Annotated in this window: 7 protein-coding genes; 3 read left to right on the top strand and 4 right to left on the bottom strand. The window is 69.9% G+C overall.

The genetic code is table 11. The features are described from left to right. Window positions 1-94: 94 nt before the first annotated feature. Genes AB0M59_RS53245 through AB0M59_RS53235 form a run of 3 tightly spaced genes read right to left on the bottom strand, consistent with a single transcriptional unit; the run spans window position 95 to window position 3247 of the window. Complete coding sequence (locus AB0M59_RS53245) at window positions 95-1189, bottom strand: FAD-dependent oxidoreductase (RefSeq protein WP_364632010.1); 1095 nt, start codon at window positions 1187-1189, stop codon at window positions 95-97. Further along, window positions 1189-2268, bottom strand: a complete 1080-nt coding sequence (locus AB0M59_RS53240; protein WP_364632007.1) for a hypothetical protein — start codon at window positions 2266-2268, stop codon at window positions 1189-1191. The genes AB0M59_RS53245 and AB0M59_RS53240 overlap by 1 nt, the downstream gene beginning before the upstream one ends. 13 nt (window positions 2269-2281) lie before the next feature. Further along, entirely contained in the window at window positions 2282-3247 is a 966-nt protein-coding gene (locus tag AB0M59_RS53235) for a hypothetical protein (RefSeq protein ID WP_364632005.1), read from the bottom strand. Between the two features lie 235 nt (window positions 3248-3482). Here AB0M59_RS53235 and AB0M59_RS53230 point away from each other — a divergent pair, with 235 nt between their 5' ends. Further along, window positions 3483-4544 carry an LLM class flavin-dependent oxidoreductase gene (locus AB0M59_RS53230; protein WP_364632002.1) on the top strand — a complete coding sequence of 354 codons (1062 nt, stop codon included), beginning with the start codon at window positions 3483-3485 and terminating at the stop codon, window positions 4542-4544. Window positions 4545-4617: 73 nt separating this feature from the next. Here AB0M59_RS53230 and AB0M59_RS53225 read toward each other — a convergent pair whose 3' ends face one another. Beyond that, window positions 4618-5280: a GPP34 family phosphoprotein gene (locus tag AB0M59_RS53225; protein ID WP_364631999.1), complete on the bottom strand. Its 663-nt coding sequence runs from the start codon at window positions 5278-5280 to the stop codon at window positions 4618-4620. A gap of 249 nt (window positions 5281-5529) precedes the next feature. On the opposite strand from AB0M59_RS53225, the gene AB0M59_RS53220 reads away from it, so the two are divergent. Together AB0M59_RS53220 and AB0M59_RS53215 are read left to right on the top strand one after the other, a co-directional pair. Next, window positions 5530-7128: a beta-N-acetylhexosaminidase gene (locus AB0M59_RS53220; RefSeq protein ID WP_364631996.1), complete on the top strand. Its 1599-nt coding sequence runs from the start codon at window positions 5530-5532 to the stop codon at window positions 7126-7128. Continuing rightward, window positions 7113-7868: a class I SAM-dependent methyltransferase gene (locus tag AB0M59_RS53215; RefSeq protein ID WP_364631993.1), complete on the top strand. Its 756-nt coding sequence runs from the start codon at window positions 7113-7115 to the stop codon at window positions 7866-7868. The genes AB0M59_RS53220 and AB0M59_RS53215 overlap by 16 nt, the downstream gene beginning before the upstream one ends. The last annotated feature ends 139 nt before the right edge of the window (window positions 7869-8007 follow it).

Genomic DNA, 8007 nt, shown 5'->3' with positions numbered 1-8007 from the left:
CGACCACGAAGACGCCGAGCTTGATCAGCGGTGCGAGCAGGCCCCTCACTTCACCGTCACCTCCGCCCCGCGGTAGAGCGGTCCGACGAGCAGTTCACTCACGACCCCCGGCACCGAAGCGATCCGGACTGAAGACGTCGACCAGCTCGTCGCCCACACCGTCGACGATGCGGCCGGCCAGCGCCCGCCCGAACAGCGGTCCCAGCGTGATCCCAGCACTCGCGACGGCCTCGTAGTAACCCGGCACCGCCGACAACGGCCCGACGCTCGGCAGCTCATCGCGGGCGCAGCGCGCGTCGACCACCTCGGCCGTCCGCACGGTCGCCGTGCCCAGCAACGGCACCACCTTCGCCGCCCGATCCAGGAGGTCCTTCACGAACTCCGGGTCCGGTGCGCCCGAGAGCGGGGGCAGTCCGCGGTCGACGCGGTCCGAGCGCAGGACCACGCGGCCGGGCCCGTCCGGGCGGATGCTGACCTCGGGGGCGCGCAGGATGTACTCGAGCGGGTCGCCGTCGACCAGCAGGTGCGCGATCAGGCTGCGCCGCGGCGGGCCGAGGAACGGGCGGGCGCCGGCCAGCGCGCCGATCTCGTCCGCGGCCGAGCCTGCGGCGTTGACCACGACGTCGGCCTCGATCGAGCGGCCGTCCGCGAGCCTGACACCGTCGGGCGACACCGACGTCACCTCGGCGTTCAGTTCGAGTGTGGCGCCGAGGGAAACGGCCTGGTCCAGCAGGTGCCGGGTGAACGCGACCGCATCGATCCAGCCTTCGGCCGGCAGCACGGCGACCGTGCCCGTGGCGGGGAAGGCGACCGAGGAGCCGAGTGCCCCGGCCGCGTCGGGACCGGCGTACCGGTCGACCGGGCAGCCCCATTCGGCGAGCTGCGCGAGGTAGCCGGCGAACGACTCGTCGTCGGTCCAGGCGACCGTCCCGGTGCGGTGCCACCAAGGCGCGGGCGCGAACTCCCCGGCCAGCGCCGCGTGCTCGGCGATGCCCGCCTGGTTCAGCTCGAAGTACGACTTCGGGAAGCGCCGGTACGCCGTCGCGGTGGCGAACCCGATCTCCGTCGTGCCCGAGGCGGGCCGGACCGCGCGGTCGACGCAGTGCACGCGCGCTCCGCGCCGGGCGAGGTGGTAGGCCACCGAGGCACCGATGACCCCGGCGCCGATGACGACCACCTTCGGCGGCATCAGTAGAGCCCTTCCGGCGCGGCCTGGCTCACCTGCAGCGGGCGCACGTTGAAGACGCCGTCGACCGGCCACTCGCCCTTGGTGTCGTAGCGGGTCGCCTCGTCGCGCTCCAGCAGGTTGGGCAGGAAGAGGTCTTCGTGCAGCACGGTCAGCTTCAGCTGGCCCGACTGTCCCTTGTCGACAGTCGTCTTGAAGTCTTCCGGATCCACGACGGACATCGTCACCTGCGGGTACGTCGGCGCGTAGGGAAGGATGGCGCCGCCGTCCTCCGGGTGCAGGCTGACCGCGTTGCCGAAGGTGTTGCCGTAGCCCGAGCGCACGAGCCCGCCGTCCAGAGCCTTGACGAAGTCCTGGTACATCTGCGGGCTCATGTGCGTGCCGCCCAGGCGGACGCCGTCGAGCGCGGCGACCAGCTCCGGCCGGCGCGCGATCAGCTTCTGCAGCAGCGCGGGCGTGGTGTTGAGGTAGTGGACGTGCTGCGAGCGCAGGATGTCGACGATCTGCGCGAGCACGTGGTCGGTGTACTCCCCCAGCTCCTTCATCTTGCCGGCCCGGATGAGCTGCTTGATCCACCGCGGGTCCATGTCGATGCCGTACACGAGCCCGGCCAGCTGCTCGGACAGCTCGATCGCGCCGTTGCCGATCTGGTGCGGCCCGCTCGGCGTGGCCTGCAGCCAGGTGCGGCCGGCCTGGTACCCGTCGAACAGGTACGACCAGCGCCGCCATTCGACGCGGTGGGTCATCATGTCTTCGGTGTAGAACACGCGCACCGGGTCGCCGGTGGTGCCGCCGGACTCCCAGACGCGGCCGATCAGCGGCCGCGGCACGGTGCGGGGCACGAGGTCGCCGGGGTCGATGCCGCGCAGGTCGCCGGGCGGGAACGGGCCGAACTCGGCGAGCTGGTCGTACCGCGTGATGTCCATCGGGTCGAACGACAGCTCGGTCGCCCGCTTGAGCCAGTAGGGGCTGCCGAGCTCCGGGTTGAAGTGCCGCCGCACCACGTGCCGCGTCCACGCGTCGAGGTCGAGGGACAACCAGTGGTCGGTCAGGCTGGCACGTTCGTGCGTGCGGGTGCTCACGGTCTCTCCTTGTTCACGCGCTGGGGGCGACGAGGTCGACGGCGTAGTCGTAGATCGCCGTCATGGCTTCGGTGACGTGGTGCGGCTCGGTGATGCGCACGACGGGGAACGGGAAGTCGAGGACGCCGGCGGGCAGCGTGGGGCCGAGGACGAACGCGAGCCGGACGCCCTGGGCCTTCATCCCGGTGCACGCGTGCGGCAGGCTCATCGTCGTGGTCTTGTTGCGCTGGAACAGATCGCGGACCTCGTCGGCCGTCGTCAGCGCTCGTTCCTCGAGGAACGAGCACACCGGGATCCGCGGGTCGGCGACCGCCATCGCGGTGACCGCCGGTGCCATGAAGTCGGTCGCGTACTGGCGCAGCGGTGAGTGCACGGCGAACGGCTGGCCGTCGATGACGCTGATCATGCCGGGCGGACTCTGCGCGACGAGCTTGTCCAGGGCCTCGGCGGTGCCGCTGAGCATGAGCAGCCGGGCGGTGCCGTTCGAGAGCACGCCGAAGTCGCCGCCGAGGTACACCCCGGGACGTCGTTCGCCGTAGTAGAAAGTCGGGTCCTCGGTCACCGGGAGGAAGGCGATGGCCGCGCCCTGCGCCGGGGGCGATGGGTCCGGCAGCGGCGTCTTCGCTTCGCGCACCAGCAGGTCGAACAGCGTCCGGCGGTCCACCGCACCCGCGACGGAGCTCGCGACCAGGCCACCGAGGCTGATCCCGCCGGCGACGCTCGGGTGGATGTCGGACTCGGCGAGCACGTCGTGGATGCCGAACGCCAGCGCGGCCAGCCGGATGCCGGCGAGGCTGAAGCGGTCGTGGTCGTTCCGGGGTTCGAACTCACCGCGCAACAGGGCGCGCGGTTCGATGCCGGTCCAGTCGCGCACCTGCTCGTAGGAGCGGCGCATGGCCGGGTACGCCTCGTAGAGGTTCGCGCCGTGCTCCGGGTCGGGATCGGAGATGTTCGCGCCGAAGAGATACCCCAGAGTCACCGAATTCCCCTAACGAACGTGTCCGAAGCGGCTGTCGCGACGCTACGCATCTCTTCGGGGGCAACGCCGGACTAGCATGGGGTCTCTAGGCAAAACCTCAGCTCCGGGCGCGGGACTCTTTAAGAGTTCCCCCAGGGTTGGCTTGCTAGGGCGGCTGTCGCGGGTCGCGCGGGTGGAAAAAGGTGGCAGCCGGCCCATCCAGGCTCGTCACCCTATTCGCCGGAGGTATCAGAACGTGGAGTATGGCGTCTCGCTGTTGCCGGACTGCGACCCGGAGACCACGACCGCCTCGCAGTACTTCCAGGATGTGCTGCAGGTCAGTGTGCTCGCCGATCGGCTCGGCCTGAACTACGTCAAGATGACCGAGCACTACCTGCGCTCCTACGGCGGATATTCCCCCAGCCCGCTGGCTTTCCTGTCGGCCGTGGCCGCGCGCACCCAGTCGATCCGCCTGATGACCGGCGGCATCCAGGCCTCGTTCCACCACCCCATCCAGATCGCCGCGCACGCCGCGCAGGTCGACGTGATGAGCGGCGGCCGTCTCGACGTCGGGTTCGCGCGGGCGTTCCTGCCGTACGAGTTCGAGGCCTTCGGTGTCGACATGGACACCAGCCGCGAACGGTTCCTCGCCACGATCGAAGCCGTCGTGCGGCTGTGGAACGAGAAGGACGTCACCGAGAAAACGCCGTTCTTCGAATACGAGAACGCGAACTCGCTGCCCGCACCCGTGCAGCAGCCCGGCCCGCCGGTGTGGGTGGCCGCCCTGGCGACCCCGGCCAGCTTCGACTGGACCGGCCGCAAGGGCTTCAACCTGCTCATCAGCTCGACCCAGCTGAACGAGATGGCCCGCAAGCGCGAGTACGTCGAGCTGTACCGCAACGCTTTCATGGAGGAGCACGGCGACTCCGGCCGCAAGCCGAAGTTCGCGGTGAGCATCCCGCTGCTGGTCGCCGACACCGACGAAGAGGCGCGCGACCTGGCCGTGCCATTCATGGTGAAGTCGTTCAACGCCTTCAAGGAGGCGATCCTGTCCTGGCACAACGTCGAGTCGCCCGCGTACGAGGGCTACACCGCGATGGCGCGCCAGATGGCCAGCTTCGACCTGGAGACCGACGGGCTGGAGGCCAAGGCCGTCGTCGGCTCGCCGGACACGGTACTGGGCCGCATCGAAGAGGTCCGTGACGTGCTGGGCCCGGACGTGATCCTGTGGAACCTCGACTTCGGCGGCCAGTCGCTGGAGACGATGTCCCGCACGCTGAACCTGTTCGCGGACAAGGTCATGCCCGCACTCGGCTGAACCCGCTCCCAGAGTGAAAGCGAAAGGACCCGGCGGCCGCGAGGCCACCGGGTCCTTTCGTACGCGGGATGCGTCAGCCGCTGAAGCCCAGACCGCCCTGGGCGGCGATCATCGTCAGCCGGATGCCGCGCAGCGCCTTCTCCAGGCCGGGGGCGACCTCGCCGACGCGGTCGGTCAGCTCCTCGATGCGGTCCTTGTACTCGCCCTTGCTCTCCTTGCGCGTGACGACGCTCGGCACCGTCCCGGCGGCGGCGAGCGCGACGAGCGCGGCGTCGTCCGCGCCGACCTGGGAGGCCGGGGTCGACGCGTGCAGCACCTCGACGGCGTGCTCCTGCAGCGCCTTGGCCAGCGCCGGGTCGGTGGCGGTCACGTGGGTCTTCGGGACGACGCCCAGGACCTTCTTCTCCTGGACCGTCAGCAGCTTCTGCTCCACGAGCTGCTCCTCGATCGCGTCGAGGGTCTCCTTGTAGTCGTGCCGCAGCCACGACTTCCAGCTGCGCTTTTCGTTGCCGATCTGCGCCAGCAGCCGGTCGAGCACCGGGTCGCCGGTCGGGTCCGACTTGACCAGCACGGCGTCGCCGTCTTCGTCGGCGATGTTGCCGCGCAAGGCCAGCTCCGTCAGCACGCCGGCGCGGGTCAGGAACGCCGTGCGGGTGCGGTCGTACAGGTCTTCCTTCTCGAGGTCGTAAGCGAGCAGGTAGGCGCGGTAGTGGACGGCGGTCGGCGTCTCGGTCATGGTCGTCACCCGTTTCTGTGGCATTGCGTACCACTCGATCTTGACGGACCTGGCCCCCACCCAAAAACGGCCAAAGGTTGACAGTCGGTGACGGAAGGTTGTCGGCTCACAACCTTAGTTGTTCCGGCGTGCGGAGTAACGGGGCTTAGCAGTCTCCCCAGACGTCGGCCGATCGGGTGGACTCGCGCCCCACCAGGCCGTTAAGAGAAAGGGGCCACTCTCTTCACCACTATCCGCAATGGACGGCTCATGACCGCTCGAAGTGTCAGGCGTGGGGTGCTGCTCCTCTCCCTCCTCGGCCTGCTCGCCCCCGTGGTGCCCGCCGGCGCCGCACCGCAGCCGGTTACGGCCGCATCCACCCTCCAGCAGATCATGCCGGCCCCGGTGTCGGTGACGCCGGACCCGGCCGTCCGCTACCGGCTCGGGCCGGCGACGGTGGTGTTCACCTCCGGCGGCGCCGACGCCCGCCAGGTCGGCGACTACCTCGCCGGGCTGCTCCGCCCGGCGACCCGGTTCCGGCTCCCGGTGATCCCCGCCCCGGCGCTCCCGGGCGTCCCCAAGGCGTTGCCCGGGATTTCGCTGCTGCTCGGCGGCGCGGACCCCCGCGTCGGCGCCGAGGGCTACCAGCTCGACAGCACGGCGACCGGCGTGACCATCCGCGCCGCGAAGCCCGCCGGGCTGTTCAACGGCGTGCAGACGCTGCGTCAGCTCCTGCCCGCCTCGCTCGGCGGGACCCTCACGGTGCCCGGTGGCCACATCCTGGACTACCCGCGGTACCCCTACCGCGGCGCGATGCTGGACGTGGCGCGGCACTTCCTGCCGGTCGCCGACGTGAAGAAGTACCTCGACGACATCGCGCTGTACAAGGTCAACAACCTGCACCTGCACCTCACCGACGACCAGGGCTGGCGGCTGCAGATCACCGGCTGGCCGAACCTGACCGCAAAGGGCGCGAGCACCGGCTCCGGCGGCGGGCCCGGCGGTTTCTACACGCAGGCCCAGTACCGCGACATCGTCGCCTACGCGCAGAGCCGCCACATCACGATCGTGCCGGAGATCGACATGCCGTCGCACTTCGGCGCGGCACTGGCGTCGTACGCCGAGCTCAACTGCGACGGGGTCGCCGGGCCGGTCTACACCGGGCTCACCCCCGCGCCGCGCTCGGACCTGTGCGTCGACAAGCCGGTCACGTACAAGTTCATCGGTGACGTGCTCGGCCAGCTCGCGGCCCTGACCCCGGGCGGCTACCTCGACGTCGGCGGCGACGAGATCCAGGACCTCGACGACGCGCAGTACCAGGCGTTCATGGCGAAGATCGCGCCGATGGTGGCCAAGCTCGGCAAGAAGCTGCTGGGCTGGGCGGAGATGCTCACCGCGACCCCGCCGCAGGGCGCCACCGGCGAGTTCTGGATCTACGACGGCACCCAGAACGAGGTCGGCCAGGCCAGCCAGCAGGGCGCGAAGCTGATCATGGCGCCGTGCGTCTACACCTACCTGGACATGAAGTACGCCCCCGGCGTCCCGGCCGATATCGGCTTGGAGTGGGCGGGCGACATCAGCGTCCAGGCCGCGTACGGCTGGGACCCGACCGCGGTGGTGCCCGGCGCGCTGAACTCGAACATCGACGGCGTCGAAGCTCCCTTGTGGACGGACACCGTGCGCAGCCTCGACGACGTCCGCTACCTCGCGTTCCCCCGGCTGCCGGCCATCGCGGAGATCGGCTGGTCACCGCAGGCGAGCCGCGACTGGACGTCGTTCTCGTCCCGGCTGGCCGCGCAAGGCCCGCGCTGGACGGCTCTCGGCGTGAAGTACTACGCGGCCCCGGAAATCCCGTGGCCGAAGAACTGACCCGGCGGGAGAAGCCCACGATGGCGAACAAGAACGGGCAGGTCTGGGAGGCCTACTGGAAGGACCTCCCGGACCGCGCGGGCGCGGCCTTCTGGGACTGCGAGCCGGCCGACGGAGCGGCGGCGCACGCCGAGCTGTTCAAGGCGCACTTCGACCCGGCGCTCCCGCTGATCGACCTCGGCTGCGGCAACGGGACCCAGACGAAGTACCTGGCCGGGCTGTACGACCGGGTCGTCGGCGTCGACATCGCCGAAGCCGCGCTGAACCGGGCGCGGGCGGAGAACGGCGGCGACAACGTCACGTTCGAGTTGCTCGACGTGCTCGACGACGCGGCGGTTGCGGCGTTCCGCGCGCGGAACGGCGACGTGAACATTTACCTGTCCGGCGTGATCCACCAGCTCCCGGTGGATCGCCGGGTGGCGTGCGCAAGCAACCTGGCGGTGCTGGCCGGGGCGCGCGGGTGCGTGTTCAACCAGGAGCTGACGCCGGCGAGCTACACGTACATGCAGCAGCTGATCGCCGACCCCGCCAACGACCTCCCGAAGCTGGAGCGGGTGTCGATCTACTTCGGCATCGGGCTGCAGCCGGCGGCCGGGGAAGCGGAACTGGAGACGGTCTACGAGGTAGCGGGCTTCACCATCCTCGACGGCGGCGAACTCTTGCTGCGAACGACGGAGACACTGGCCGACGGCTCGGGCCTGAACCTCCCGACCCACTACGTCATCGCCCGACGCTCCTGAGGGCGGTCTGCCGTGGCTGGTCGTGAGTGAGAAACAGTGTTCTACGTCGTCGTGCCGTCGACCGTCGCGGAGTTCAACCTGCACTTGGACGAAGAACGCCTGCGTCAACTGCGCACCGACCGGTTCACCCACCTCGTCA

Origin of the sequence: Amycolatopsis sp. NPDC051371, assembly GCF_040682155.1 — a bacterium.
Lineage (GTDB): Bacteria > Actinomycetota > Actinomycetes > Mycobacteriales > Pseudonocardiaceae > Amycolatopsis.
Note: the sequence above shows the minus strand (reverse complement) of the source record. Positions and strands in the feature narration are given on the sequence as shown.